This is a genomic window from Fictibacillus sp. NRS-1165 (assembly GCF_050468105.1).
GTDB classification, from domain to species: domain Bacteria; phylum Bacillota; class Bacilli; order Bacillales; family Fictibacillaceae; genus Fictibacillus_C; species Fictibacillus_C terrinigri.
The window spans coordinates 1-1,585 of sequence record NZ_JBDPNU010000132.1; the positions used below are offsets into that span (position 1 = coordinate 1).

Sequence of the window (1,585 nt, forward strand, 5' to 3'; positions counted from 1 at the left end):
GTATTAGACCTGTGGTGAAAACTGCCCTTACTCAAACGCTATTTATACCCTTTGGGGAATCTGTTGTTTTTGCAATGATTTTTCCCTATTTAAATAACCCCAAAAAGTTAAAATGGACGGGTTTGTGTGCGCTGGGTTTAAGCGGCTTTAATCTTGCTATTGCTATGGCCATTAACATTAGTGTGTTGGGGGTGGATCTGGCGACACGTTCACAGTTTCCCCTACTATCAACTGTACAATCGATCTCGATTGCAGAATTTTTGGAACGTCTAGATGTATTTTTTATGCTTGCCCTGATTATTAATGGATTTTTTAAGATCGGCCTTTTTTTCTATGTAACTGTAACAGCAACTGCAAGTCTGTTTAAAATCAAAAAACCATCAAGCCTTGCTTATCCCCTTGGGATAGTTACGCTGTTGTTATCCAATACGATTGCAAGTAATTTTTCAGAACATCTACAGGAGGGGTTAAGACAGGTTCCATTTATTCTCCATCTTCCTTTTCAAGTGATAATACCTCTTTTGCTTCTTATCGTTGTTTTTTTTAAAAACCGAAAAAAAAGTTCAAAGCAAAAAAACGATATTCATCGTTAACTTCACAAATTTTCATGCCCTGAACGGGGTGGGATTACTTGTGAGATGGACAAGGTGCTCGATTAAAAATATGTACAAGAGACGTAAAACAAATAAAAGAATAATTTATGATGGTAAATACATACTAACAGCTGTTATGACTAATTCTTTAGGAGGATATAAATGTTGGAAAATCAGGAACAGATGCACCAAAATATGCATGTAGGGAATATTTCCCCAATCATGGAGGACATGAGGTTTTTGATGTACACGAAGTCCTGTCAGGAACAGTAGGCACACTCGATCAATACATGTTATTGCGTCCTCATGTAAAAGACCAAGAACTGTTAGATATCATGGATCGTCAATATACATTTATGCAAGATGAATACAACATAACAGTGGAGTGTTTTTCTACTGGTCAAGATCCTTCAAAGCCCACTAAAAGTTACAAGATGAATCAGGGGAACGATTTCATATATGGTTTAAAGCCATCTCAGCCCAAAAAGCCACTTCAATCGTTGGAAGAGATTACAGATGAGTGTATTTCCGGTTACATGCTTGGATCAATCAAGACAAACGCTTCTGCAAAAACCATGGCAGCACTTGAAACAACAAACCCTGTTGTTCGTCGGGTACTTGCTGATTCTGTTCCAAACTGTATAGAAATGGCGTATGAAATCTCACTATATCAAAACAAATATCATTACTACCAAGTACCACAATTAGCACTGCAAGATATGCAGCAAATGCTAACTTCGTATGAACTATCACAAGGCCAGCAGCAGAAGCCAAACAATAATATGACTCAATAAATCAATCCTTGGAGGATGCCAACCTTTCTATTTTCGATGGAGAGTGGTATTCTCCTTTTTAATTCCCTTTTTAAGAGGTAGCCATCAGGCGCCATGTTGGCGGCTGTTGCACAATCTTCCACACCAAGTCCACCCAACGATTTATCTGATTGACCGTGCTTACAAGTCGTTTAATAATCGTATCGCAATTGGCCATAA

1 protein-coding gene and 1 pseudogene are annotated in these 1,585 nt (G+C 38.1%); both read left to right on the plus strand.

Going from position 1 to position 1,585, the window contains the following annotated elements; genetic code table 11:
- Positions 1–593 (plus strand): GerAB/ArcD/ProY family transporter (locus ABHN01_RS25015; RefSeq protein ID WP_429877793.1); only part of this gene is annotated, 593 nt, incomplete at its 5' end.
- Positions 594–755: 162 nt separating this feature from the next.
- A pseudogene (locus ABHN01_RS25020) lies at positions 756–1,387 on the plus strand (spore coat protein).
- Positions 1,388–1,585 lie beyond the last annotated feature (198 nt).